Here is a 24,726-nt window from a genome sequence, read left to right as displayed (position 1 = left end):
CGAGGATGATTCATCAAATCTCATCGCGCTTGCGCTTCGCCCTTCCACCCGCCGAACGTCATGGCTCCAGGCCGGACGTTCCCCGCCCCAGTGTGTTCTCGATCCATGACAGCGGCCTCCCCTCCTCACGGCGACATCATCCTGGCGACGCGCGGCCTCTCGAAGGCATTCGGCGGCCTCAAGGCCGTCAGCGATGTCGATCTGCAGGTGCGCCGCGGCACCATCCACGCGATGATCGGCCCGAACGGCGCCGGCAAGACCACCTGCTTCAATCTGCTGACCAAGTTCTTGGCCCCCACCGACGGCTCGATCCTCTTCGACGGCTGCGACATCACCCATCAGCGGCCGGACCAGATCGCCCGCCAGGGACTGGTCCGCTCGTTTCAGATCTCGGCGGTATTCTCCGGCCTCAGCGCGCTCGCCAACGTACGCATTGCCCTGCAGCGCAAGCGCGGCGCCTCGTTCGCCTTCTGGCGATCGGAAGAGACCTTGCGGCCGCTCAACGACGCGGCAATGCAGCTCCTCGACACCGTCGGCCTCGCCGACGTCGCCGCCACGCCCGCCGCTGAACTCGCCTACGGCCACAAGCGGGCGCTCGAACTGGCGACGACGCTTGCCCTCGATCCGAAGATGATGCTGCTCGACGAGCCGATGGCCGGAATGGGCCGCGAGGACCTCGCCCGCATTGAGGCGGTGATCCGCAAGGCCGCGGTCAACCGCACCATCCTGATGGTGGAACACAATCTCTCGGTGGTGGCGGCGCTGTCGGATCGCATCACCGTGCTGGCGCGCGGCCGGGTGCTGGCCGACGGCGATTATCAAACCGTATCGCAGAATCCCGCCGTGGTGGAGGCCTATATCGGGTCCGCGCGCCATGACTAACACGACGACGAATGCGATGACTGGCGCTCCAACGACCGATGCGCGCCACGCAGGCACGGCGACAGCACCGCCGATGCTGCAGGTTCGCGACCTGCATGCGTGGTACGACGAGTCGCATGTGCTGCATAGCATGACCTTCGAGGTCGCCGCCGGCGAGACCGTGACGCTGCTCGGCCGCAATGGCGCCGGCAAGACCACCACGCTGAAGTCGATCATGAGCATTCTGCCGACGCGGACGGGATCGATCATGCTGCAAGGGCGCGAGACGATCGGACTTGCCGCGCGCGCCATCGCAAGGCTCGGCGTCGGCTATGTGCCGGAGGAGCGCGGCATCTACAGCAAGCTCAGCGTCGAGGAGAACCTGTTCCTGCCGCCGCAAGTCCGACCCGCGCAGCTTAGCCTCGCAGAGATCTTCGACCTGTTTCCCAACCTGCGCGAGCGGCTGAAAAGTCCGGGCAACCGGCTGTCCGGCGGCGAGCAGCAGATGCTGGCGATCGCGCGCGTCCTACGCACCGGCGCGCCGCTGTTGCTGCTGGACGAGCCGACCGAGGGACTGGCGCCGGTGATCATCGATCAGATCGGCCGTGCGATCGCGATGCTGAAGCGCGCAGGCCTCACCATCGTCCTGGTCGAGCAGAACTTCCGCTTCGCGGCGTCTGTCGCCGACAGGCACTACGTCGTCGAGCAGGGGCAGGTGATCGACATGATCCCGAATGCCGAGCGCGAGCGACACGCCGCGAAACTGCAAAAATATCTCGGAATCTGAAGGCATGTCATGACAGAGATATTCGGCATTCCGCTCCAGGCGCTGTTCGGTCAAATCCTTCTCGGGCTGATCAACGGCTCGTTCTACGCGATCCTCAGTCTCGGGCTCGCGATCATCTTCGGCCTGCTCAACATCATCAACTTCACCCATGGCGCACAATACATGCTGGGCGCCTTCCTCGCTTGGATCGGGCTCAGCTATCTCGGCGTGAATTACTGGATCGCGCTACTGGTTGCGCCGCTGCTGGTCGGACTGTTCGGCATCGTCATCGAACGCGTGCTGCTGGCGCGGCTTGCCCATGTCGATCACTTGTACGGCTTCCTGATGACGTTCGGCATCGCGCTGGTGATTCAGGGGCTGTTCCGGAACCATTACGGCGCATCCGCCCTGCCTTATCCGGTGCCGGCGGCGCTGCGCGGCGGATACGACCTCGGCTTCATGTTCCTGCCGTTCTACCGCGCATGGGTGGTGATCATCTCGCTGATCCTCTGCATCGGCGTCTGGCTCCTGATCGAAAAGAGCAAGCTCGGCGCCTATTTGCGCGCGGCGACCGAAANCCCCCGCCTCACCGAAGCGTTCGGCATCAACGTGCCGCTGCTTGTCACCACGACCTACGGCACCGGCGCAGCCCTCGCCGCCGTCGCCGGCGTGCTCGCCGCACCGATCTACTCGGTCACCCCGCAGATGGGCGCGGACCTGATCATCGTCGTGTTCGGCGTCGTCGTCATCGGCGGCATGGGCTCGATCCTCGGCGCGGTCGTCACCGGCTTCGGCCTCGGGCTGATGGAAGGGCTGACCAAGGTGTTCTATCCGCCGGCTTCCGAGATCGTTATCTTCATCATCATGATCGTCGTGCTGCTGACCCGGCCGGCAGGTCTCTTCGGCAGGGCGTAGCGCATGACCGTTCAAACCTCGCCCGACGCGAGCGCCGCCGCCGGCATCGGCGCCAAGCCGGCCGATAGCGCCTGGCGACGCTACCGCGGCATCTTCCTCGTGCTGGCGCTGCTGCTCGCGATCGCCCCGTTCGTCGCCTATCGCGTGTTCCTGATGCAGGTGCTGTGCTTCGCCCTGTTCGGCGTCTCGTTCAACATGCTGCTGGGCTATGGCGGGCTGCTGTCGTTCGGGCACGCCGCCTTCTTCGGCCTCGCGAGCTATTCATGCGCCTACGCCGCCAAGGAATGGGGGCTTGCGCCGGAGCTCGCGATCCTGTTCGGCACGGTGCTGGCAGCGGCGCTGGGCGCTGTCTTCGGCGCGATCGCGATCCGCCGGCAGGGCATCTACTTCGCGATGATCACGCTGGCACTGGCGCAGATTCTCTATTTCCTCTCGGTGCAGTCGCCTGAGATCACCGGCGGCGAGAACGGCATCCAGGGCGTCCCGCGCGGGATGATGTTCGGCATTCTGAACCTGGCGGACGATCGGATCCTCTATGGCGTCGTCGCGACCATCTTCATGGCGGGAATGTTGCTGGTCTACCGGATCGTCCACTCGCCGTTCGGACAGGTTTGCAAGGCCATCCGCGACAACGAACCGCGCGCGACATCGCTCGGATACCAGGTCCGGCATTACCAGGTGCTGCTGTTCACGTTGTCGGCCGCGCTCGCGGGCCTCGCCGGTGCCACCAAGGCGATCGTGTTCCAGCTCGCCTCGCTCACCGACGTCCACTGGTCCACTTCCGGCGAGGTCGTGCTGATCACCCTGGTCGGCGGCCTCGGCACCATGTTCGGCCCGGTGGTCGGCGCGCTGATCGTCGTGTCGATGCAGAACTACCTGGCAAGCTTTGGCGCCTGGACCACCGTCGCCCAAGGCGCGATCTTCATCCTGTGCGTGTCACTGATGCGCGAGGGAATCGTCGGCCTGGTGCAGAAATGGACCGGGCGCGAGCTGTAACCCGTCTCGCAAGCAGCGCCGCAGGACTTATGCCACCTGCAGCACGAGAACACTGACAATGACAGCGATTCACGGCCACTGCGATCCCGCCTTCGAGCCGGTCCGCGAGGTCTTCGCCGGCACGTTCGCCGCGCAGGAGCCCTATCGGAACGTGGGCGCCTCGCTCTGTGTCTATGTCAAAGGCCGTTGCCTCGTCGACCTGCATGGCGGCGAAGCCGCACAGGGACAGGCCTGGACGGCAGACACCCTGGTCAACATCTGGTCGGCAACGAAAGGCGTGGTCGCCGCCGCCGTGGCCGTGCTCGCCGACCGCGGCCTGCTGTCATACGACCAGCCGGTCGCGCGCTACTGGCCTGCATTCGCACAAGCCGGAAAGGGCGAGATCACCGTCGCCCAGCTGATGTCGCATCAGGCTGGCCTGAACGGATACGTCGCGCCGACCACGCTCGAGGATCTCTGCGACTGGGACACGGCAACCGCACGTCTCGCAGCACAAATGCCGTTCTGGACGCCGGGAACGGCGACCTCCTATCACGCGGTCACCTACGGCTTTCTCGCCGGCGAGCTGGTGCGCAGGGTGACCGGCACAAGCGTCGGGCGCTTTCTCGCCGAGGGCATCAGCGCACCGCTTGAGGCCGACATCTTCATCGGCGTGCCCGCTGCATTGCGCGGGCGCATTGCACCCATTCGTGGGCCGAAGGCCCCCCGCGCCTTGGCGGAAGGCATGAACCCGATCGCGCAACGCGCCGTCACCAATCCCACCCTCAGCGCCGAATTGCCGAACGACGGCGCCTGGATCGCGGCGGAGCTTCCCGCCGTCAACGGTCATGCGACGGCGCGCGGGCTCGCGCGGCTCTATGCGGCGCTTGCCAACAGCGCCCCGCTTGGCTGCATTGCACTGATGTCGCCGGCGAGCGTCGAGCGCCTGCGTCAACCTTTGAGCACCCGCCCCGACCTGATGCTGGGCGCACGAACCTGGGCCGCGGGCGTCGTGCTGAATACGGAAGGCAATTACGGACCGAACCCGCGCGCGTTCGGCCACTCCGGCTGGGGCGGATCGTTCGGCTGTGCCGATCCGGAGCACGGCGTCGGCATCGGCTACGTCCACAACCAGATGGGGCCGGACGTGGTCGGCGACCCGCGCGGCATTGCGATCTGCCGCGCGCTCTACCAATGCCTGGGCGCGTGACGACCTAAGCCCCGCGCAACGCCATCGCGCAGCAAGCGCCCCGCGGTTACGGGATCAGCAGAACCTTGCCGACGACCTTGCGGCCAGCCACGCGCTCGAATGCGGCTGCGAACTCCGCCATCGGATAGACGTGTTCGATCATCGGGCTGATGCGTCCATCGGCCACCATCCGGAAGCCGTTGTCCAGGAGCGTGCGGAAACCAGGATTGGGATCCGTGAACAGGCGGTTGATCGACGAGCCGATCACGCGGATGTCCTTCAGCAGCAGATAGTTCGCCGGGACGACGGGAATTTTCCCCGACGCAAAACCGACCACCGACACCCGGCCTTCCGGCCTGATGCAGCGGAGCACGCCGTCGAACAGCTCGCCGCCGACCACATCCATTGCCGCATCGACGCCATCAAGCCCCTGACGCGCCAGCGCCTCGCGGAGGCCGTCCTTGAGGTTGGAAAGGGTGTCGGTCCGGATCACGATTTCGGCGCCGAGTTTGCGAACCGCGCGCTCCTTTTCCTGCGACGAGACCACGGCGACGACGCGGCTGCCGATGGCACGCGCGTATTGCACACCCGCCGAGCCGACGCCGCCGGCAGCGCCGGTGATCAAAATCCATTCGCCCGGCCTTAGGTCCGCGCGGACGCTGATCGCGGCGACAACCGTGGCGATAGTGGTGTTGCAGGCCGCTGCATCCTCGAACGACATCGCATCGGGGATCTTCGTGCAGTAGCAGGCCGCGCTGAGTGTCCGCTGCGCGAAGGCGCCATGGCCCGGCTGCGCGGCGACGCGATCGCCCACGGCGAACCCCGTCACGTCGCGCCCCACCGCCAGCACGATGCCGGCGGCATCGCGTCCGGGCGTAAACGGCAGCGGCGGCCGCCGCTGATATTTTCCCTCTATCATCAGCAGATCGGGGAAATTGACCGACGTGGCCTTGGTCTCGATCAAGATTTCGTCGGGCCCCGGCGCGCCGGTCGCGACCTCGCCCCAACGGGTCCGCCGCCAGTCGCCGTAGCCATCCACAATAAGTCCCTTGGCGCGATAGCTCTCATTCATTATGTCGATCTCACCTGTACGATCTCACCGAAGCCGCCTTGTTGTTTGAGCATGATCTTTTCGGAAACCGCTACACACCTTTCCGGATCATGTTTTTAGCGCGCCGACGGAAAGCGCGGCTCCCGCTTCTCCTTGATGGCGGCAACGCCTTCCTTGACGTCCTCGCCCATGAAGCAAAGCATCTCGAGCGCCAGCGACGCATCGAACGCCGGCTGCGACATCCGCATCCAGTTGTTCAGCGACCGCTTGGTGTAACGAATCGCCGGCTGGCTGCCGGTGCCGAGCTTGGCCGCAACCGCCAACGCCTTATCGAGCAGCTGGGCGCGCGGAACGCTGAGGCTGACCAGGCCGATGCGCTCGGCTTCCTTGCCATCGACGAATTCGGCAGTCATCAGATAGTACTTCGCCTTCGCCATGCCGCAAAGCAGTGGCCAGAGGATCACCGCATGGTCGCCCGCCGACACGCCGAGGCGCACATGGCCATCGGTGATCTTGGCCTCTTCCGCCATGATGCTGATGTCGGCCATCAGCGCCACCGCAAGCCCGGCGCCCACGGCAACGCCGTTGATCGCCGAGACGATCGGCTTCTCGCAAGCCAGCATGTTGAAGACGATATCGCCCGCCTCCTTCAACGTCCCCGCAACCATCTCCGCGTTGCCGACGGTCTGCGAAATCCACGCCAGATCGCCGCCGGCGGAGAACGCGCGATCGCCGGCGCCCGTCACCACGATCACGCGGACCTTCGGATCGTCGTTCAGCACAGCCCAGATCTTGGTGAGCTCCCAATGCAGCCGCGCGTTGGTCGCGTTCATCACCTCGGGCCGATTGAGCGTCACCAGCACGACACCGTCGGCCTTGTGATCGAACGTCAGAAACTGAAAGTCGGCGTAGTTCATGGTCCATGTCCTTGTCGGTGCGAGCCTTCGAAGTCACCGTAGCACTCCTGAAACATCCCGTCGCGCGGCCGAAGCCGGCATTCGCTTGTTCGGGTGCGGACTGAAGATCGTCGGCTCGAAAGCAAACCAAAGAAGCGCCGGCGACGCCGCAATCGCACAGGTATGGCAATTGCGCGCGGCCCTTCTGCAACACGCGGCCGCCATCGGTGTTGATGCATTCGCCGTTCCTGTCGCTTCGCCTGATCCGACATCCGATACGCGATCAGCATGCTTCGCACTTTGCGCACGCGTGAATGGCCGCCATGAGCCGCGGCATCGGGCCTTCGCTGCCGAGAACGAACGGTACAACCATGGGAACCTGCGGCAGGAACCGCCGTTCACCGAAAATCGCCTAATCGCTGCGGCGCCCGCGGCGCTGGCTCCTGTGCGATGTTCCATCGCTGCGCGATCTCCTGGACGGTGCTTCAGAATTTTGGAACGAGGTACGCCGTGCACCGTTCTGAGGGGGAGGCTTCTCGCAAGCCCACCATCAGCAACGGAAACGATCATGCAGGGTCCCAAGACACATCGAAGGCAGCTCGACCTGTTCGAGCGAAAGCCCCGCGATGCGGGCCAGAAGCGATCGGACGCAGCCAAGCAAGCCGAGGCGCTGAACCGAGGGAAGGCTTCCCGCCATCCCGATGCGCGCCAAAGCGAGTTTCCCGTCAGCCGCGGCGGCCTTCACCAGGAAAGCCATCACAACAAGCACAATCGTTGAGGCGTGCATGGGAGGCGTAAATGCCCAAGGAAGGAAACAAGGGCGTCGGATCGAGCGTTCGAACCAAAGGTTCCGGGTCCGGCGGCAACACCAATCTTCAGCGTGATCTCGTCGGAGACAACGAGGTCCTTTCGAATCGTGACAAATCCAGCAAATCGGACGCGCGCGGCCAAGACGGAAAGCGCGTGCAATCCGATCAGTATCAAAGTCACGACCACGACAAACAACCCGACGAATAGCGCGTCTCGTCGGCGGGCATAGGAAGGCCGTTTGCCAAAGGAGCCGGTGGGATGCTGTCGAGCGAAATGTCACGCTGCGTTGATATCTGCCTGAGCTGTTACAGGACATGCCTGCAGACCGCCATGGATCACTGTTTGGAGATGGGCGGGGAGCACGTCGAGCCGAAGCACTTCCGGTTGATGATGACGTGCGCGGAGATTTGTCGCACCTCCGCGCATGTCATGCTGATCGGAACTCCGCATCATAAGCACACCTGCGCCGAGTGCGCGGAGATCTGCAGCGAGTGTGCCAATGATTGTGAACGCATCGGCGGCATGGCCGAGTGCGTCACGCAGTGCCGCGCCTGCGCAAACGCCTGCCGCGAAATGGTCGCGCAATAACGAGGCAGTGGCCGGGGGTAATAACCTCTGCGCTTGGCCCTCGCGCCAAGCATCCGCACGTCCGCAGGATAAGCCTGCTCCAGCGCCGCGCCCGCTGTGGAACGGACCGCGGAGGCCGGCATTGCCGATCACAGCAATGGACTGAATGAGTGGATGGAGCTGGCCATGGGCGAGACTGCGGATCGGGCGGCAGGAAAGATCAAGCAGGTGATCGGCGAGGTCATCGGCGATCAGCATCTGGCGGATGAGGGAAAGCGCCAGGAAAGACGCCAAGAGAACCGTGAAGAAGAAGACCGCCAAGAGAACCGTCAACCGGCGACCACCAATCGAAAGGAGAAGGAGGAGCAACAGCGCCTTCCGGCATCCAAAATCCTGAATGATCTGACGTGACGGCGGGGGATACCGGGATATTGGCGCCTTATCCGCTGGCCTTCACAGCCTCGACTCATGAGGTGCGCCAAGGCGCCGCGCACCGTCGGTCTTCCGCGATCATCTAACGCCGAGGTCAACGCGTCGACCGGCAGGACCTCGTCATGACGTATTCAGCACCACATTCTCGCGCTTCGCTCTGTATCGATATGGTAATCGCTAGCATGCGCGGAGGCGAATGTGCGCCCGAACTGCCGGGCCGCGGTGACCGGGTCGGATGGCTCACGCATGATATCACCGCGGCTGTTGCCGTGCCCATGGACCACACCGACCAGCGTTGACCGCGTATAGCGACAGTATTCTTGGATCTGGTGGAGGACCGCCATCGAAACCGTCGGATATGTCTCCTCGGAGCTCATGAGCAGACCGACACGCTTGCCCTGCATCGCGGTCTTGACAGACGCGGATCGGGGATTCGAGGCGGCAACGTAACAAAACATCCTGTCAAAGAACGCCTTCAACTGGCCGGACATGCCATACCAGTAGATCGGTGTGGCCACGATGAATCCATCCGATGGAAGGAAACTCCGCGTGAACGCCTCACCAAACCGGTCGGCAATGGTGCAACTTCCATTCAGGTCACGGCACTGCCTGCAGTCCCGAAGGAATGACGAAACGATATCGTCGACATACGCCAACTCGACATCGTCACCGGCTTCCCTCAGGCCTTCGGCCGCGGCGGTCGCGAGTGCCGCAGAATTGCCGTCGCGGCGGGGACTGGAACTGAGGACATACACTCTCATGGCTCGCCTGATTCACCTTGCTTGCCTTTCAGGTGAGTGTGCCGTAGGGGCTCTCAATCGCAAGTACGCACCTTTTTGTTCCTATGGCCAACACGATCCCGAGTGTCTTCGACGAAAGCTGCTCCGCGCGGCATGCGCTGGAGCTGATATCCGGCAAGTGGCCGATCCTGATTATTTCTGCCCTCGCTGACGGGCCAATGCGCAATGGAATGCTTCTGAGGCGGATCGGCGGCATCTCGCAAAAGATGCTGACTCAGACGTTGAAAGAGCTCGAGTGCAACGGTCTTCTCCAGCGAGATGACCGAGGCACCGTTCCGCCGAACGTGGAATATCGTCTGACGCCTCTCGGGCATTCGCTCACTGAAGCGCTCAAGGTGCTCGATCGATGGGCGGAGGACAACTTTCCCGCCCTCGATGCTGCCCGGGAGAGCTTTCTGAAGGCGCAGTCAAGCAAACTCTGATGCGCCACGGATGGTGCTGGTGCCGGCGCTGCGCACCACCTTCGTTTGCCGCCACGATTCATGATCGTCCGTGAAACATCTCGCAGGTCACGTCATCGTAACCGAGCGCTCGGGATCGACACCGCGCCTCACCAGATCGCTTGCAGGCGAAGACGCCCGCTTCATTCCGGTTGAATCCCCAGATTCTTCAAAGCTGGAATCAAGACCGCGGTGTCGTCGGCAAATCGCCGCCTAGCCTCGGCGATGGAAATCGCGGGGTCGAGATAAAACTGGGCCGCAGTCTTTTGCACGCTTGGGTCTTTTCCACCCAGCACGAGCGCTTCCGACAGCCTCTGCATGATATCAGCCGGCGTGCCGGCCGGAGCCCACAAGCCGACATAGGCGCGAATGTGCGATGCCTGTGGCTTGAGGCCCTGTTCCTCCAGGGTGGGGACATCAGGATAAGCCGCATTCCGGCTGCCGAGCGAGGCGATGATCCGACCGCGCCCGGTCTCCCGCACCGGCGCCGTCCCTGCCATACCGCCCACCGCGATGTCGAGTGACCCAGCCATGAAATCCGCCCACATCGGGCCTTCGCCGCGATAGTGGATGGGCTCGATATTCAGGCCGTATTGCGCATTGATTTCGGCGGCGACCAGATGCGACGTCGAACCGATCGCAAAGGACCCCATGCTGAGCTTGCCGGCCTTCTTCTTTCCGTATTCAACGAACTCTTTCAGGTTCGTCACGCCTATGTTCGGCGGGACCATGACCAAGTTGCCGGGGCCGAGAACGATCGTGAGAATGTCGAAGTCCTTCACCGGATCGTAGGCAAGGTTCTTCATGGTGACGCGATTGTTGATCATCGCGTTCGAGATCGTCGCCAGCAGCGTGTAGCCATCGGGTCGCGCCTGCTTGACGTCGAGCGCACCGACGGTCCCCGAACCGCCGCCCTTGTTCTCGACAACGAAGGTTTGGCCAAAATGGCGGCTGAGAAACTCGGAATAGGCCCTCGATACCATGTCGGTCGAGCCGCCGGGTGGAAACGCGCACACGACCCGCACGGGTTTCGTCGGCCAGCTCGTTTGCGATCGGGCCGGACGGCCGAGCAATGCCGTCCCCGCGGTTGCAGCTCCGGCTGCGATGAGCGTTCGACGATTCAGACGCACGGTCATGCGACGCCTCCCCCAATGTTCTCTGTAGCGATCGTCACAGAGCCGACGTCGCTGTTTGCGAGGATCGTAGGCAGGATCGGACACAACAATCTAGCGAATATTTCGTCGCGGCGTACGCAATGCCGAACGCCGTCCAGGAAGCCACGATCCGTCCCGAGACCAAAGCCGCATCGACCCGCCACAACCGATGAAACTCGAACGGCTGCAACGCTGGTCGTGGCCATCGCTCGCGGTCGCCGCTGGCTCCACGAACTCATCACGGACGCCGCAAGCGGTGTCGAGCAGATTGCCAGCCGGGAAAGCTATAGCGCGCGTGATGTCAGCATGACGATCTCGCTTGCGTTCCTTGCCCCTCGCTCATCAAGGCCGCCATGGAGGGATGTCTCCCTTGCGGCATCGGCGTCGAGCAGCTTCGCGAGCTACCGCTCGATTGGAGCGGCCAGTTCACGACCCTGGGCCTCAGTCCAGATTGAGCGCGGACTCGTCGATCTCAAGCTACGACAAGTCCGTACTTGTCCATGACCGCCTTTACCTTCGCCATGTCCGGCGGTCCATCCGCATTGATGACTGCAGCGAGTTCTTCGAAGTATCGCTTCCCCGCGACCGCTGGCGTCAGCGTCACCAGTGCCCAAGCTTCCCCGGCATCAAGGTTGTCGAAGCGATGCACAGCGCCGCGGGGCACGAACAGGGCATCGCCCGGTTTCAATCGGTGCTCGATCCCCTCGAGGGTCACTGTCAGCGTACCGCCGAGGCCATACCAAACTTCCTCGAAATCACGATGGTAATGCGCCGCTGGCACTTTGGCCCGCTCCGGAACAGTCATTTCGAACATCGTCAGCTTGCCGCCATTGTCGGCATCGTCGATGAGAAACTTCAACCGCAACGAGCCTATCAGCACCACGTCAGACATTGTGAAAGCTCCAAGTCGAAGGTGAAAGCTCCAAGTCAAAGAACCTCGCTTGATGGACAGACGAACACCAAGCGTGCTGGATCCAACATCCAATCTTATTGGATCTTATTGGCTGGCGGAGGCTGACGGAACGTACGATCACGCAGCCGATCTGGGGGGCAGTCCGCCTCCCCCTTTCGACCTAAACGGCCCTTTTCCACGAGTGGGAATTTGCCGCCCAGACAGGTCGGAGACATCGGCCGGTTTACCAGACCGGCCGACCTGCGGACATAATGACGGAAGCTGGTGCCGCCGAATGCCCCCGCAAGACGGGTTCCGGTCCGATATCGAAATCAGCGATTGGTAGGGAAGGATGGTGGGCGCGACAGGGATCGAACCTGTGACCCCTACGATGTCAACGTAGTGCTCTCCCGCTGAGCTACGCGCCCCTCACCGGCCGTCGCCTGGCGGCGCGACCAACGGGTCGGGTCCCTATAACGGCTGATGCCAAGGGAAGCAAGGACGCACAGGCGTCCCGAAAGCTCCTTTTTCCGCCCTCAGGCCGCCAGCATCTTGTTCACTTCGCTGACCAGCTCGCGCAGGTGCACCGGTTTGGACAGCACCTTGGCGTTTTTCGGGGTCTGCGAATCCGAATTCAGCGCCACGGCGGCGAATCCGGTGATGAACATGATCTTGATGTCCGGGTCGAGCTCGGCGGCGCGGCGCGCCAGCTCGATGCCGTCCATTTCCGGCATCACGATATCGGTCAGGAGCATCTCGAACGGCTCCTCCCGGAGGCGCTTATAGGCCGACATGCCGTTATCGTAGGAGGAAACCTCGAAGCCGGCATTCTCAAGCGCCTTCGCCAGGAACCGTCGCATATCGTTATCGTCTTCGGCGAGCAGGATTTTCTTGTGCATGATGCGCGTGGAGTGCCGTGTTTGGATGTGTTGTAGGACGCATTAGGCAGAATTCAGGTAAATTTCGAGTGAAAGTAACGAGCCCCTTGGCAGGGGTGCTGGGTTTGGCCAACAATAGCTGCATAATGAACCGATAGGGCCGCAAATCGAGCCGGACCGGACCGGCGCAGGCGGCGGAGCAAACGCGCTGCGATGAATGATTTTCGGGGCGAGTCATCCCCTCCTTTCGAGATTACCGAGCCGGTGCACTGGCGGGCGCCGATCATCTTCAACTCGCCGCATTCGGGCACGGTCTATCCGCACGAGTTCCTGATGGCATCGCGGATCGACATGGCGACGCTGCGCAAGTCCGAAGACGCCTTCATGGACGAGCTGATCGCCGATCTCAGCAACCGCGGATTCGGCGTGGTGCGGGTGAATTTCCCCCGCTCCTATGTGGACGTGAACCGCGAGCCCTACGAGCTCGACCCGCGCATGTTCACCGGCCGGCTGCCGAGCTTCGCCAATACCCGCTCGATGCGGGTGGCGGGCGGCCTCGGCACGATTCCGCGGGTGGTCGGCGATGGTCAGGACATCTACGCCGACCGCCTGTCGATCGAGGATGCGCTCCAGCGCATCGAAAGCCTGTACAAGCCCTATCATCGCGCCCTGCGGCGGCTGATCGCCAAGGTGCATCAGGATTTCGGCACCGCCATGCTGATCGACTGCCATTCGATGCCCTCTGTCGGCATCGCCCGCGAGGAGCCGCGGCGGCCCGACGTCGTCATCGGCGACCGTTACGGAACGAGCTGCTCGGCGGTGCTGGCTGACGTGGTGCAGGAGACGATGCAGGCCTGCGGCTACAGCGTCAGCCGCAACAAGCCCTATGCCGGCGGCTTCATCACCGAGCATTACGGCAATCCGGGCAGCGGACTGCACGCGATCCAGATCGAGCTGAACCGGGCGATCTACATGGACGAACGCAAGCGCGAGCGGACCGAACGATTCGAACAGGTCGCCGTCGATCTTGCCGCATTGGCCGAAGCCTGTGCCGCGATTCCGCTGGCGGATCTCGGCCCGTTCCAGGCAGCCGCGGAATAGAAGGCTGCCGGCGGCGGAAGGGTCAGCCGTCTTTAAAATCAGCACTCTTTAAAAATGTGAGAGCTGCAAATCAGGAAGCGCGGAAGAAGGCACAACCGCTTTTAGTGTCTGCTCATCAGCATCCGGCTCAAACGGAGCGCGTCGGATCCGCATCAGGCAAAACCGGTTCGGCAAGAAAAAAGGGCCGCTCGTAAAGACAAGCGGCCCAAGTCTAGGGAGGAAACGCCCAAGGAGGGCAGCGGTGGTGCAGAGCACTACCGCACCGCAACAACATGCCATCGCATCGCACAAAAATCAAGTCCTAAGAAACCTTTACTCATGCAAATTTCGCATACCCGCTTTTCGGAAAAGAACCCACTTTCTCTGTGAAATTGGCCAAAAAACAATAACTTAGCTTGAAATATCGACATTCTGCGGTTTTTCGGCGCCGAACACAGAGTCGTGAGCGTGCGCCAGACGCATCACCAGAAAGGACCAAGGACTGTTCTGATCTTTCGAAGTCTCGGCTCATTTTTTGAAGTTGAAACTCATTCCTTGCCCTTGGTTGGCGCTGGCGTACCTTTCTTATACCGGCTAGCCAGACGGCTCGCCGCGAGCCGCGTGCAGACCAGGATCGATCGCTCAGACCATGCGCTACCCTTGTCGCCGAAGCGCCCTCGTTCATGTCATTCCTCGCTACTCCATGTCATTGAGGCAAGACCGCCATCCGGCATGGCCCAGCACGGGCGACGCTGGGACGGCGCATCAGCCCCTTCCAACCACAGGTGTCCATCCGTGACGGTCATCGATTTCGCGGCCTTCATCGAACAGCTCGCCACCGCGTCCGGCGAGACCATCCTCCCGTTCTTCCGCACCTCGCTCGGCGTCGAGAACAAGAAGCCAGGCCACGACTTCGATCCCGTGACCGAAGCCGACCGCGCCGCTGAAGCGGCGATGCGCAAGCTGATCACCAGTCATTTTCCCCAGCACGGCATCGTCGGCGAGGAATTCGGCGCGGAGCGCGCCGATGCCGAATATGTCTGGGTGCTGGACCCGATCGACGGCACCAAGTCCTTCATCGGCGGCTTTCCGGTCTGGGGCACGCTGATCGCGTTGCTGCACAACGGCCGCCCTGCCTTCGGCATGATGCATCAGCCCTATATTCGCGAACGCTTTACCGGCGACAATGGCGCGGCGCGCTATCGCGGCCCGTCCGGCGAACGCCGCCTCAGCGTCCGCCGCTGCGCCAGCTTGAGCGAGGCGACGCTCTACACCACCACGCCGCTGTTGATGAACGAGGCGGAGCGCGCGCTGTTCGGACGCATCGAGAAGCAGGTGCGGCTGTCGCGCTATGGCGGCGACTGCTACGCCTACTGCATGCTGGCGGCCGGCCACGTCGACCTGGTGATCGAGGCGGGTCTGAAGTCCTACGACATTGCCGCTTTGGTGCCGATCGTCACTGGCGCCGGCGGCATCGTCACCACTTGGGACGGGAAGCCTGCGCATAACGGCGGCAACATCATCGCCGCCAGCGATCCGCGCGTCCACGAAGCGGCAATGGCGCTGCTAAACGCCTGACGCACACGCCAATCACGACCGCGCCGCCGGCGCCGCTTGGCGCAGATGCTCGAACAGCCGCTGCGCCGGCTTCGGCAAGGTCTTGATGCTGCGGGCGCAGACCACAAGCTGCCGCCGCGTCCAGGCATCGCGCATCGGTAGGGCATGAATGGCCGTGTTCTTGTAGCGACGAGCGGCGGCTTCCGGAATCACGGCCACGCCGACGCCGGCCGCAACCAGGTCGCAGACCGCATCGAACGTGCGCATCCGCGCCCGGAACCGTAGCCGCGCGCCGAGCTGGACCGCGTGCTTCGTCACATGGTCGTGCAGCGCGCTCGCTCCTGACAGGCCGACGAAATCCCGCGACACCGCATCGGCAAACGCGATCCGGCGATGCCGCGCGAGCGGATCGCCACGCCGGACGATCAGCACCAGATTGTCCTGACAGAACGGATGGCGCTCGATCGTATCCGGCAGCATATCCTCCACGGCCACGCCGATGTCGGCGGCGCCCGAAGCGATCAGCTGCGCGATCTCGACGCTCTCATGCTCCTCGACATCGATGCTGAGCGCCGGGTGCGCGACGAGGAAGCTCGCCAGCGCCTTCGGCAGGTGCTCCGACAGCCCCGACGTGTTGGCCAGGATCCGCACATTGGCGCGGACGCCGCGCGCGAAGCCGAGCAGATCGCCGCGCAGCACCTCGACATGGCGCAGCACCAGCCGCGCATGGTCCAGCAGGCTTTCGCCCGCGGCCGTCAGCGTCACGCCGCGCCGTTCCCGCCGCAGCAATTCGACTCCGGCGGCTTCCTCCAGCCCCTTGATGCGCTCGCTGGCCGAGGCCAGCGCCAGATGCGCGCGGGCGGCGCCGTGGGTGATGCTGCGCGCCTCGGCCACGGCGACGAACAGTTTGAGATCGACCAGGTCGAAGTGCATGCCGCTCCCTGCCTTCGGCTGATCCGAAACCAGTCTCCGGAGGCTCCAGATTGCGCGCGGCAACCCGGCCCGTCAATGTCCGCGCATGCAGGATTCCGCCATCGCCATTGCCGCCATCTTCGTGCTCGCCGGGTTCATCAAGGGTGTGATCGGGCTCGGTCTGCCGACCATCGCCATGGGCCTGCTGGCGGTCGTGATGCCGCCGGCCCAGGCGGCGGCGATGATGATCGTCCCCTCGTTCGTCACCAATGTCTGGCAGATGCTGAGCGGCAACCATCTGCGCGCGGTGCTGGCGCGGCTGTGGCCGATGCTGCTCGGCGTCTGCATCGGCACCTGGTCGGGCGTTGGTCTGATGCGCGGGACCTACGCCGACTATGGCGCCATCGCGCTAGGACTGCTGCTGGTACTCTATGCCGCGCTCGGACTGTCACGGGTGCGCTTTCACCTGCCGCGCTCGCGCGAGGCGGTGGTCGGTGCTGTCGCAGGCTTCATCACCGGGCTGATCACGGCGGCGACCGGCGTGTTCGTGATTCCAGCGATGCCGTTCATGCAGGCGATCGGGCTGGAGAAGGACGAACTGGTGCAGGCGCTGGGCGCGGCCTTCACGGTCTCGACCGTGGCGCTGGCCGGCAACCTCGTCGCCAACGATGCCTTCACCGTCTCGCTGGCGGGCCCGGCGCTCGGTGCGCTGGCCGCTGCCCTGCTCGGCATGTGGATCGGTCAGGCGCTGCGTCTGCGCATGCATCCGGAGGTGTTCCGGCGCTGGTTCTTCATCGGCCTGTTGCTGCTCGGCTGCTATCTCGCCGGCAGCGCCGGGGCGAAGCTATTCCTGCCGCACTGAGGAATAAGCAAACGCGAACCGGACAGCACGGTCAGAACAGCGGCGTGCCCGGCACGAACGCATCGAACGCCGCCCAGAACTGCTCGCGATAGCGGTCCTGCTCCTGCAGCAGTTCGTGCTTGGCGCCGGGGATGACGAGGTGCGAACCCGCGCGCATGTGGTAGGCAAACTCCTCGATCGCCGCGGTCGAAACGATGGTGTCGGCGCCAGCGCCGAGCATCAGCACCGGTTGGCGGATCTGCGAGGGATAGAGCGTCTGCTTGAAGGTGTGCATGGCGCGGAACGCCGTATCCGCCCAGGCGATCGACGGCGCGGCGATGCCCAGCGTCGGCGCCTCCTCCAGGATCGCCGCATTGCGCGCGTAGCGCACCGGATCGCTGGTCACCGGATTGGAGACGAACGGGCCGGTGCCGACCAGTTCGCTGGAGCCGCCGGGCACATACTGACCGCCGCGCCCCAGCAGGCGCAGCGTTCGCAACAGCGCCCGCGCCGGAAAGCCGGTGAGTCTCCCCGGCAGGTCGATCATCGGCGCCGACAGCACGATGCGGTCGAACCAGCGCATCTGCGCATGCGCGACCCGCAGCAGGATCGCGCCGCCCATCGAATGCGCCAACGCATAGAAGGGTGGCGGGCAGTCCGGCATCACCACCTCGCGCATCAGCGTTTCGACGTCGGTCTCGTAGTCGGCAAAATGCCGGACGTAACCCTTGCGACCGTCGCGCAGGCCGCGCGCGGAATGTCCCTGCCCGCGCCAATCGATCATCGCCACCGCAAAGCCCCGCGCACGCAGGTCGCGCACGGTCTCGAAGTACTTCTCGATGAACTCGCCCCGGCCCTGGAACAGGCAGACCGTGCCTTTCCGATTCGCCGGCGGCGCCCAGCGCGCGAACCGCAAGTCGATGCCGTCGGGGGTCTTGATGGTGCCGCTGACGACGTCGTCGGGCACGGGATTGGCGGGGATCGAAACCAATGTCATCGCAGTCGGAAACCCGGACGGAACGCGCCTGAAAATCGGCCCCGAATGGCGTCCGGAACCTCTTGAACGGGAAAGCTTGCCTCCCATATCACCGTTGTGCAGGCCACTCTAGGCTGCACATCTGACGAAAGCCCGGCCAGACCGGCGGGCTGACACGACAAGTCGCTCAATGGAGGACTCTTATGCGTACGTTTGATCTTGCCCCGTTTTATCGTTCCACCGTTGGTTTCGATCGGCTGTTCTCGCTGCTCGACCAGGTGTCCGACAACGCCCCCGGTTATCCGCCCTACAACATCGAACGCACCGGTGAGAACGCTTACCGGATCAGCGTTGCTGTCTCCGGCTTCTCCGAGCCTGAGCTGTCGATCGTCGCCAAGGAAAACACCTTGACGATCAAGGGCGAGAAGACCGCCAATGAAAACGCCGAAGGCCAGTCCGAAGTGCTTTACCGCGGCATCGCCGCGCGGGCTTTCGAGCGCGTGTTCCAGCTCGCCGACCATGTCCAGGTGAAGAACGCTTCGCTTGAGAACGGCCTGCTGCACGTCGATCTCGTCCGCGAGATCCCCGAGGCCAAGAAGCCCCGCAGCATTCCGATCAATGGCGGCAAGGCGATCGAGGGCCAGACGGCGAAAGCCGCGGCCTAATCGGTCAGCCTCGCTTCATTCGATCCCTCACGACGCCCCGGCAACCGCCGGGGCGTTTTTTGTGCGCTCATTCCATCGTCTGCACGGGCGGCATCGGCTGGGTCGGTTGAAGCACGGGCTTCACCGGCACAGGCTCCGGTGTCTTGTCCACCTGCGCGGGTGGCGGCATGGCCGGTGCGCTCCCGACGGCGGCCGCAGGAGCCGACGCGGCGGGCGGAGTGGCTGCCGGAACAGGCGGCGCTTGCGCGGTCTCGGGCCTTGGCGGGGCCGTGGCGGGACGCGGCTTCGGTGTCACCAGCGGGGCGGAGGCCGGCGAACGGCTCGCGAGTCGCGGAACGGCCCCTGGCGGGCGCGGCGCCCCCGGCGTCGCAACGTTTGGCGGTGGAAAAGTCGGCCCCTGATAGACCATCACCATCGGCGCGCCGCGCGTTGCACGGATCACCCGCGAGGCCGGGGTGAAGCGAACGATCCGGCCGCTGTAGGCATCGATCACCAGCCGCCCATCGTCGCCATTGGGATGGATCGCCGAGATCATATAGAACCGGCCGCGGCGCGCCGGCGCCCCCAGCGGGCTGAAGCCGGTCGAACGCAGAATCGTCATCACCTCATAGGAAGGCAGACCGAGATCATAAGCACCGGGGCCATCATGCGGCGGTGGCGGCGGGATCGGCCGGCGGTGGCCATACGCATAGGCATATGCATCAGGCCCATCCATCGGCGGCAGCATCTGCGCCATCGCGGCACCGCTGCCGGCCCATGTCATCATCATGACCGCCAGCGCGGTCATCCCCTGCTTCATCGATCCGCCTCCTGCACGCTTCGTTTCGCGCTTGACCGGGCGATCTGCTGACGTCTCGGGCCCCGCGCGCGCCGACCGTCGCCAGCAATTCCGGCCAAGCTGGGGCCGAGCCGGGACCAAGACTGGGCATGTCGCTGACGTCTTTCGTTCAATCGCCTGTCGCAGGAAGAGCATTGATTGCAGGGACAGCGTTGATTAGAGGACTTCCAGGCGCTTGTGTGATACACAAAAATTTGGCAGTGTGCGCGTTAGGACAGCAAAGCTGTCCCATTTTGCCGGTTATCCCGGCATAGCGTTTGCAGCACGTATCACTGCGAAAGCTTGACGGCAGGCCAATCGTTTACCGGGGACGGTAACCGTCGAAGCCTGCGCCATCTAAATTTGGCTCGCTCTGGCGCGGGCGGTGGCCCGGAGGGTGCCGCGAACGCTCAAGGTGTGGCTGACGACGGGACTATTATTTTGGGGGTGCGAGGTTTCACATGAACTGGAACGGGTTCACGCGTGGGCAAATCGTTGAAGATCCGCAGTCGGCGGCCCCGGCGTCGAAACCTGTTGATACAGCTCTGACCGCACGCACGGCTCTCAGCGAGCACAATGTCCGCCCCGAGGCCGCCGGCCTCTACGACCCCGCGCTGGAGAAGGACTCCTGCGGCGTCGGCTTCATCGCCAACATCAAGGGCAAGCCATCGCACCAGATCGTCTCCGACGCGCTGGCGATCCTATGCAACCTCGAGCACCGCGGCGCGGTCGGCGCCGACCCGCGCGCCGGCGACGGCGCCGGCATTCTGGTGCAGATTCCGCACGCTTTCTTCAGCCGCAAGGCCAAGGAACTGGGCTTCACCCTGCCCGCGCCGGGCGAATACGCGGTCGGCGCGCTGTTCATGCCGCGCGACCCTGCCTGGCGCAAGGTGATCCGCAGCATCGTCACCGAGCAGGTGAAGAAGGAAAAGCTGAGGCTGCTCGGCTGGCGCGAGGTGCCGACCGACAACTCCACGCTGGGCGAGACCGTCAAGCCGACGGAGCCGCACAACATGCAGGTGTTCATCGGCCGCGGCGATCACATCACCTCCGAGGACGCGTTCGAGCGGCGCCTCTACATCCTGCGCAAGTCGATCTCCAACGCAATCTACCAGCGCCGCGATCGCAACCTTGCCGGCTACTATCCGGTGTCGATGTCGTGCCGCACCGTCGTCTACAAGGGCATGTTCCTGGCCGACCAGCTCGGCACCTATTATCCGGACCTGAGCGAGCCGGATTTCGAGAGCGCGCTGGCACTGGTGCATCAACGCTTCTCCACCAACACCTTCCCGACCTGGTCGCTGGCGCATCCCTACCGCATGGTGGCGCACAACGGCGAGATCAACACGCTGCGCGGCAACGTCAACTGGATGGCCGCGCGCCAGGCCTCGGTGCAGTCCGAGCTGTTCGGCGAGGACATCAATCGCCTGTGGCCGATCTCCTACGAAGGCCAGTCGGACACCGCCTGCTTCGACAACGCGCTCGAATTCCTGGTGCAGGGCGGCTACTCGCTGCCGCACGCGGTGATGATGATGATTCCGGAGGCCTGGGCCGGCAATCCGTTGATGGATGAGCAGCGCCGCTCCTTCTACGAATATCATGCCGCGTTGATGGAGCCATGGGACGGCCCCGCCGCGATCGCCTTCACCGACGGCCGCAAGATCGGCGCGACGCTGGACCGCAACGGCCTGCGGCCAGCGCGCTACCTCGTCACCCGCGACGACCGCATCCTAATGGCCTCGGAAATGGGCGTGCTCAGCATCCCCGAGGACCAGATCGTCACCAAGTGGCGACTGCAGCCGGGTAAGATGCTGCTGGTGGACCTCGAGCAGGGCCGCCTGATCCCCGACGACGAGATCAAGGCCGACCTCGCCAAGAGCCATCCATATCGCGAGTGGCTCGATCGCACGCAGATGCTGCTGGAAGAGCTGCCGGAGACCGCCAACAAGTCGCCGCTGTCGAACCTGTCGCTGCTCGATCGCCAGCAGGCGTTCGGCTACACCCAGGAAGACATTAACATCCTGCTGTCGCCGATGGCCTCCACCGGCGAAGAGGCGACCGGCTCGATGGGCACCGACACGCCGATTTCGGCCCTGTCGGACAAGCCGAAGCTGCTGTTCACCTACTTCAAGCAGAACTTCGCCCAGGTCACCAATCCGCCGATCGACCCGATCCGCGAGGAGCTCGTCATGAGCCTCGTCTCGATCATCGGTCCGCGGCCGAACCTGTTCGATCTCGAAGGCCTCGCCTCGACCAAGCGCCTGGAAGTGCGTCAGCCGATTCTGACCGACGCCGATCTGGAGAAGATCCGCTCGATCGGCGACATCGCCGAATCGCACTTCAACTCGCGCACCCTCGACACCACCTTCCACGCGGGCCTCGGCGCTGCGGGCATGGAGCAGGTGCTCGACGAGCTGTGCGGCCGCGCCGAGGCCGCCGTCCGCGAAGGCGTCAACATCATCATCCTGTCCGACCGTATGGCCGGCACCGACCGGATCCCGATCCCCTCGCTGCTCGCCACCGCCGCCGTGCATCATCACCTGATCCGCACCGGCCTGCGCACCTCGGTCGGCATCGTCGTCGAATCCGGCGAGCCGCGCGAAGTGCATCACTTCGCCTGCCTCGCGGGCTATGGCGCGGAGGCGATCAACCCCTACCTCGCGTTCGAGACCATCGTCGCGATGAAGGACCGCCTGCCGGGCAAGCTCGACGACAAGGAAATCGTCAAGCGCTACATCAAGTCGATCGGCAAGGGCTTGCTGAAGGTGATGTCCAAGATGGGCATCTCGACCTACCAGTCCTATTGCGGCGCGCAGATCTTCGATGCGGTCGGCCTGAAGGCCGATTTCGTCGCCAAGTACTTCGCCGGCACCCACACCCGCATCGAGGGCGTCGGTCTTAGCGAAATCGCCGAGGAAACCACGCGCCGCCACACCGACGCATTCAGCGACGCCCAGATCTACAAGAGCGCGCTCGATGTCGGCGGCGAGTACGCCTACCGCACCCGCGGCGAGGATCACGCCTGGACGTCGGAATCGGTCGCGACGCTGCAGCACGCGGTGCGCGGCAACTCGCAGGAGCGCTATCGCGCCTATGCCAAGATCCTGAACGAGCAGGCCGAGCGGCTTTTGACCATCCGCGGCATGTTCCGCATCAAGGCGGCGACCGAGGACAAGCGCAAGCCGGTGCCGCTCGACGAGGTCGAGCCGGCCAAAGAGATCGTCAAGCGCTTCGCCACCGGCGCGATGTCGTTCGGCTCGATCTCGCGCGAGGCACACACCACGCTCGCGATCGCCATGAACCGGATCGGCGGCAAGTCGAACACCGGCGAAGGCGGCGAGGAGGCTGACCGCTTCAAGCCGTTGCCGAACGGCGACAGCATGCGTTCGGCGATCAAGCAGGTCGCCTCAGGGCGTTTCGGCGTGACGACGGAGTACCTCGTCAACTCCGACATGATGCAGATCAAGATGGCCCAGGGCGCCAAGCCCGGCGAAGGCGGCCAGTTGCCCGGCCACAAGGTCGACGCGACCATCGCCAGCGTCCGCCACTCGACCCCGGGGGTCGGCCTGATCTCGCCGCCGCCGCACCACGACATCTACTCGATCGAAGACCTGGCCCAGCTGATCTACGACCTGAAGAACGTCAATCCGGACGGCCAGGTGTCGGTGAAGCTCGTCTCCGAAGTCGGCGTCGGCACGGTTGCCGCGGGCGTCGCCAAGGCGCGCGCCGACCATGTGACGATCTCGGGCTTCGAGGGCGGCACCGGCGCGAGCCCGCTGACCTCGATCAAGCATGCGGGCAGCCCGTGGGAAATCGGCATCGCCGAGACGCATCAGACGCTGGTGCGCGAGCGGCTGCGCAGCCGCATCACCGTGCAGGTCGACGGCGGCTTCCGCACCGGCCGCGACGTGGTGATCGGCGCGCTCTTGGGCGCTGACGAGTTCGGCTTCGCCACCGCCCCGTTGATCGCCGCCGGCTGCATCATGATGCGCAAGTGTCATCTCAACACCTGCCCGGTCGGCGTCGCCACCCAGGACCCGCTGCTGCGCAAGCGCTTCGTCGGCCAGCCTGAGCATGTGATCAACTTCTTTTTCTTCGTCGCCGAGGAAGTGCGCGAGATCATGGCCTCGATGGGCTACCGCACCTTCAACGAGATGGTCGGCCAGAGCCAGATGCTGGACCAGAACGCGCTGGTCGCGCACTGGAAGGCGAAGGGGCTCGACTTCTCCAAGCTGTTCTTCAAGCAGAAAGCGGCGAAGGGCGAGACGATCTATCGCTCCGAGGGCCAGAACCATCACCTGGAAAAGGTGCTGGACCGCTCGCTGATCGAGCAGGCACGGCCTGCGCTCGACCGCGGCGCGCCGGTGAAGTTCGAGGCTGCGATCAACAACACCGACCGCTCCGCCGGCGCGATGCTGTCGGGCGCGGTGGCGAAGATCTACGGCAACAAGGGCCTGCCGGAAGACACAATCCATGTGAAGCTGAAGGGCACCGCCGGTCAGGCGTTCGGCGCCTGGCTCGCGCGCGGCGTCACCTTCGACCTCGAAGGCGAAGGCAACGACTACGTCGGCAAGGGCCTGTCGGGCGGCAAGATCATCGTTCGGCCGCCGGCCAATTCCGGCATCGTGCCGGAAGAATCGATCATCGTCGGCAACACGGTGATGTACGGCGCGATCCAGGGCGAGTGCTACTTCCGCGGCGTCGCGGGCGAGCGCTTCGCCGTGCGCAACTCGGGCGCGGTCGCGGTGGTCGAAGGCGCCGGCGATCACTGCTGCGAATACATGACCGGCGGCGTCGTGGTCGTGCTCGGCAGAACCGGACGCAACTTCGCGGCCGGCATGTCCGGCGGCGTCGCCTATGTCTACGACGTGGACGCGACCTTCGAGCAGCGCTGCAACATGGCGATGGTCGAGCTGGAGCCGCTCCTCTCCGAGGAGATGATCAACCAGAGCGCGTTCCATCAGTCCGGCGACCTGGAAGCGCATGGCCGGGTCGATGTGCTCGCCAACCTCACCGGCTATGACGTCGAGCGGCTGCACATCCTGATCTCGCGCCACGCCAAGTACACGGGCTCCGCCCGTGCCGCCGAGATCCTCGCCAACTGGAAAACGGCGTTGCCGAAATTCCGGAAGGTGATGCCGGTCGAGTTCCGCCGCGCGCTGCTCGAATTGAAGAAGCGCGAGTCCGAGCAACCCAAGATCGCCATCGGCGCTTAGCGTAAATGCCTCATGGCGAGGCGGCGCGCGGCGCCG

General features: G+C 64.2%; 24 protein-coding genes and 1 tRNA gene. 15 read left to right on the top strand and 10 right to left on the bottom strand.

All coding sequences use genetic code 11. From position 1 onward, the window contains the following. Positions 1-105 precede the first annotated feature (105 nt). From X566_RS13010 to X566_RS12990, 5 genes are all read left to right on the top strand, one after another. On the top strand, positions 106-882 hold the full coding sequence (locus tag X566_RS13010; RefSeq protein ID WP_034466850.1) for an ABC transporter ATP-binding protein: 777 nt from the start codon (positions 106-108) through the stop codon (positions 880-882). Between the two features lie 16 nt (positions 883-898). Continuing rightward, complete coding sequence (locus X566_RS13005) at positions 899-1,648, top strand: ABC transporter ATP-binding protein (protein WP_034466848.1); 750 nt, start codon at positions 899-901, stop codon at positions 1,646-1,648. 9 nt (positions 1,649-1,657) lie between these two features. Then, positions 1,658-2,542: a branched-chain amino acid ABC transporter permease gene (locus tag X566_RS13000; protein ID WP_034466847.1), complete on the top strand. Its 885-nt coding sequence runs from the start codon at positions 1,658-1,660 to the stop codon at positions 2,540-2,542. Between the two features lie 3 nt (positions 2,543-2,545). Next, complete coding sequence (locus tag X566_RS12995) at positions 2,546-3,538, top strand: branched-chain amino acid ABC transporter permease (protein WP_034466844.1); 993 nt, start codon at positions 2,546-2,548, stop codon at positions 3,536-3,538. Between the two features lie 58 nt (positions 3,539-3,596). Continuing rightward, positions 3,597-4,727 carry a serine hydrolase domain-containing protein gene (locus X566_RS12990; protein ID WP_034466842.1) on the top strand — a complete coding sequence of 377 codons (1,131 nt, stop codon included), beginning with the start codon at positions 3,597-3,599 and terminating at the stop codon, positions 4,725-4,727. Between the two features lie 46 nt (positions 4,728-4,773). Here the strand turns inward: X566_RS12990 and X566_RS12985 are convergent, their stop codons facing one another. Together X566_RS12985 and X566_RS12980 are read right to left on the bottom strand one after the other, a co-directional pair. Beyond that, positions 4,774-5,778: an NADPH:quinone oxidoreductase family protein gene (locus tag X566_RS12985; protein ID WP_051444063.1), complete on the bottom strand. Its 1,005-nt coding sequence runs from the start codon at positions 5,776-5,778 to the stop codon at positions 4,774-4,776. Between the two features lie 95 nt (positions 5,779-5,873). Next, positions 5,874-6,674 carry an enoyl-CoA hydratase/isomerase family protein gene (locus X566_RS12980; protein WP_034466840.1) on the bottom strand — a complete coding sequence of 267 codons (801 nt, stop codon included), beginning with the start codon at positions 6,672-6,674 and terminating at the stop codon, positions 5,874-5,876. On the opposite strand from X566_RS12980, the gene X566_RS25320 reads away from it, so the two are divergent. The 4 genes from X566_RS25320 to X566_RS12960 all read left to right on the top strand — a co-directional run bounded on the left by X566_RS25320 (position 6,673) and on the right by X566_RS12960 (position 8,441). Then, positions 6,673-7,431, top strand: a complete 759-nt coding sequence (locus tag X566_RS25320; RefSeq protein WP_244434737.1) for a hypothetical protein — start codon at positions 6,673-6,675, stop codon at positions 7,429-7,431. The two genes, X566_RS12980 and X566_RS25320, sit on opposite strands and share 2 nt — an antisense overlap. Positions 7,432-7,451: 20 nt before the next feature. Next, positions 7,452-7,670: a hypothetical protein gene (locus tag X566_RS12970; RefSeq protein WP_034466836.1), complete on the top strand. Its 219-nt coding sequence runs from the start codon at positions 7,452-7,454 to the stop codon at positions 7,668-7,670. 51 nt (positions 7,671-7,721) lie between these two features. After that, a complete protein-coding gene (locus X566_RS12965) occupies positions 7,722-8,051 on the top strand; it encodes a four-helix bundle copper-binding protein (protein WP_034466834.1) in 330 nt (109 codons plus the stop codon). Positions 8,052-8,216: 165 nt separating this feature from the next. Continuing rightward, on the top strand, positions 8,217-8,441 hold the full coding sequence (locus X566_RS12960) for a CsbD family protein (RefSeq protein ID WP_152539865.1): 225 nt from the start codon (positions 8,217-8,219) through the stop codon (positions 8,439-8,441). Between the two features lie 152 nt (positions 8,442-8,593). Here the strand turns inward: X566_RS12960 and X566_RS12955 are convergent, their stop codons facing one another. After that, complete coding sequence (locus X566_RS12955; RefSeq protein WP_034466830.1) at positions 8,594-9,223, bottom strand: flavodoxin family protein; 630 nt, start codon at positions 9,221-9,223, stop codon at positions 8,594-8,596. 83 nt (positions 9,224-9,306) lie between these two features. Here X566_RS12955 and X566_RS12950 point away from each other — a divergent pair, with 83 nt between their 5' ends. Continuing rightward, positions 9,307-9,684, top strand: a complete 378-nt coding sequence (locus X566_RS12950; RefSeq protein WP_034466828.1) for a helix-turn-helix domain-containing protein — start codon at positions 9,307-9,309, stop codon at positions 9,682-9,684. Positions 9,685-9,845: 161 nt separating this feature from the next. Here X566_RS12950 and X566_RS12945 read toward each other — a convergent pair whose 3' ends face one another. The 4 genes from X566_RS12945 to cpdR form a co-directional block, all read right to left on the bottom strand. Continuing rightward, a complete protein-coding gene (locus tag X566_RS12945) occupies positions 9,846-10,922 on the bottom strand; it encodes a tripartite tricarboxylate transporter substrate binding protein (RefSeq protein ID WP_152539864.1) in 1,077 nt (358 codons plus the stop codon). Positions 10,923-11,328: 406 nt separating this feature from the next. Continuing rightward, positions 11,329-11,748, bottom strand: a complete 420-nt coding sequence (locus X566_RS12940) for a cupin domain-containing protein (protein WP_034466823.1) — start codon at positions 11,746-11,748, stop codon at positions 11,329-11,331. A 353-nt stretch (positions 11,749-12,101) separates the two neighbouring features. Then, positions 12,102-12,176 (bottom strand) — tRNA-Val (locus tag X566_RS12935). 108 nt (positions 12,177-12,284) lie between these two features. After that, positions 12,285-12,647, bottom strand: a complete 363-nt coding sequence (cpdR, locus tag X566_RS12930; protein ID WP_034466821.1) for a cell cycle two-component system response regulator CpdR — start codon at positions 12,645-12,647, stop codon at positions 12,285-12,287. A gap of 192 nt (positions 12,648-12,839) precedes the next feature. Between cpdR and X566_RS12925 the strand changes: the two genes are divergently transcribed. Together X566_RS12925 and hisN are read left to right on the top strand one after the other, a co-directional pair. Beyond that, a complete protein-coding gene (locus X566_RS12925) occupies positions 12,840-13,727 on the top strand; it encodes an N-formylglutamate amidohydrolase (RefSeq protein WP_034466818.1) in 888 nt (295 codons plus the stop codon). A 774-nt stretch (positions 13,728-14,501) separates the two neighbouring features. Continuing rightward, entirely contained in the window at positions 14,502-15,284 is a 783-nt protein-coding gene (gene hisN, locus X566_RS12920; RefSeq protein WP_034466814.1) for a histidinol-phosphatase, read from the top strand. 12 nt (positions 15,285-15,296) lie between these two features. Here hisN and X566_RS12915 read toward each other — a convergent pair whose 3' ends face one another. Then, positions 15,297-16,196 (bottom strand): LysR family transcriptional regulator, encoded by a 900-nt coding sequence (locus X566_RS12915; RefSeq protein WP_034466811.1) that lies wholly within the window; start codon positions 16,194-16,196, stop codon positions 15,297-15,299. Between the two features lie 85 nt (positions 16,197-16,281). Here X566_RS12915 and X566_RS12910 point away from each other — a divergent pair, with 85 nt between their 5' ends. Then, a complete protein-coding gene (locus X566_RS12910; protein WP_034466808.1) occupies positions 16,282-17,037 on the top strand; it encodes a sulfite exporter TauE/SafE family protein in 756 nt (251 codons plus the stop codon). Between the two features lie 31 nt (positions 17,038-17,068). On the opposite strand, the gene X566_RS12905 is transcribed toward X566_RS12910, so the two are convergent. Then, a complete protein-coding gene (locus X566_RS12905) occupies positions 17,069-18,013 on the bottom strand; it encodes an alpha/beta hydrolase (protein ID WP_034466805.1) in 945 nt (314 codons plus the stop codon). Positions 18,014-18,195: 182 nt separating this feature from the next. Between X566_RS12905 and X566_RS12900 the strand changes: the two genes are divergently transcribed. Then, a complete protein-coding gene (locus X566_RS12900) occupies positions 18,196-18,657 on the top strand; it encodes an Hsp20 family protein (protein WP_034466802.1) in 462 nt (153 codons plus the stop codon). A 67-nt stretch (positions 18,658-18,724) separates the two neighbouring features. On the opposite strand, the gene X566_RS25455 is transcribed toward X566_RS12900, so the two are convergent. Continuing rightward, positions 18,725-19,456 (bottom strand): hypothetical protein, encoded by a 732-nt coding sequence (locus tag X566_RS25455; RefSeq protein WP_051444062.1) that lies wholly within the window; start codon positions 19,454-19,456, stop codon positions 18,725-18,727. 479 nt (positions 19,457-19,935) lie between these two features. Between X566_RS25455 and gltB the strand changes: the two genes are divergently transcribed. After that, positions 19,936-24,690: a glutamate synthase large subunit gene (gene gltB, locus X566_RS12890; protein WP_034466799.1), complete on the top strand. Its 4,755-nt coding sequence runs from the start codon at positions 19,936-19,938 to the stop codon at positions 24,688-24,690. Positions 24,691-24,726 lie beyond the last annotated feature (36 nt).

This window comes from Afipia sp. P52-10 (genome assembly GCF_000516555.1).
Taxonomy (GTDB): domain Bacteria; phylum Pseudomonadota; class Alphaproteobacteria; order Rhizobiales; family Xanthobacteraceae; genus P52-10.
This window is presented reverse-complemented; position numbering and strand designations above follow the sequence as displayed.

Bases quoted from the DNA above. Each gene is read 5' to 3' on its own strand.
- X566_RS12970 (WP_034466836.1), top strand. From the start codon at position 7,452: ATGCCCAAGGAAGGAAACAAGGGCGTCGGATCGAGCGTTCGAACCAAA.
- X566_RS12990 (WP_034466842.1), top strand. From the start codon at position 3,597: ATGACAGCGATTCACGGCCACTGCGATCCCGCCTTCGAGCCGGTCCGC.
- X566_RS12940 (WP_034466823.1), bottom strand. From the start codon at position 11,748: ATGTCTGACGTGGTGCTGATAGGCTCGTTGCGGTTGAAGTTTCTCATC.
- X566_RS12905 (WP_034466805.1), bottom strand. From the start codon at position 18,013: ATGACATTGGTTTCGATCCCCGCCAATCCCGTGCCCGACGACGTCGTC.
- X566_RS12965 (WP_034466834.1), top strand. From the start codon at position 7,722: ATGCTGTCGAGCGAAATGTCACGCTGCGTTGATATCTGCCTGAGCTGT.
- X566_RS12925 (WP_034466818.1), top strand. From the start codon at position 12,840: ATGAATGATTTTCGGGGCGAGTCATCCCCTCCTTTCGAGATTACCGAG.
- X566_RS12980 (WP_034466840.1), bottom strand. From the start codon at position 6,674: ATGAACTACGCCGACTTTCAGTTTCTGACGTTCGATCACAAGGCCGAC.
- X566_RS12950 (WP_034466828.1), top strand. From the start codon at position 9,307: ATGGCCAACACGATCCCGAGTGTCTTCGACGAAAGCTGCTCCGCGCGG.
- X566_RS12955 (WP_034466830.1), bottom strand. From the start codon at position 9,223: ATGAGAGTGTATGTCCTCAGTTCCAGTCCCCGCCGCGACGGCAATTCT.
- gltB (WP_034466799.1), top strand. From the start codon at position 19,936: ATGAACTGGAACGGGTTCACGCGTGGGCAAATCGTTGAAGATCCGCAG.
- X566_RS12910 (WP_034466808.1), top strand. From the start codon at position 16,282: ATGCAGGATTCCGCCATCGCCATTGCCGCCATCTTCGTGCTCGCCGGG.
- X566_RS25455 (WP_051444062.1), bottom strand. From the start codon at position 19,456: ATGAAGCAGGGGATGACCGCGCTGGCGGTCATGATGATGACATGGGCC.
- X566_RS12985 (WP_051444063.1), bottom strand. From the start codon at position 5,778: ATGAATGAGAGCTATCGCGCCAAGGGACTTATTGTGGATGGCTACGGC.
- X566_RS12915 (WP_034466811.1), bottom strand. From the start codon at position 16,196: ATGCACTTCGACCTGGTCGATCTCAAACTGTTCGTCGCCGTGGCCGAG.
- X566_RS12960 (WP_152539865.1), top strand. From the start codon at position 8,217: ATGGGCGAGACTGCGGATCGGGCGGCAGGAAAGATCAAGCAGGTGATC.
- X566_RS13010 (WP_034466850.1), top strand. From the start codon at position 106: ATGACAGCGGCCTCCCCTCCTCACGGCGACATCATCCTGGCGACGCGC.
- X566_RS25320 (WP_244434737.1), top strand. From the start codon at position 6,673: ATGGTCCATGTCCTTGTCGGTGCGAGCCTTCGAAGTCACCGTAGCACT.
- X566_RS12900 (WP_034466802.1), top strand. From the start codon at position 18,196: ATGCGTACGTTTGATCTTGCCCCGTTTTATCGTTCCACCGTTGGTTTC.
- X566_RS13005 (WP_034466848.1), top strand. From the start codon at position 899: ATGACTGGCGCTCCAACGACCGATGCGCGCCACGCAGGCACGGCGACA.
- cpdR (WP_034466821.1), bottom strand. From the start codon at position 12,647: ATGCACAAGAAAATCCTGCTCGCCGAAGACGATAACGATATGCGACGG.
- X566_RS12995 (WP_034466844.1), top strand. From the start codon at position 2,546: ATGACCGTTCAAACCTCGCCCGACGCGAGCGCCGCCGCCGGCATCGGC.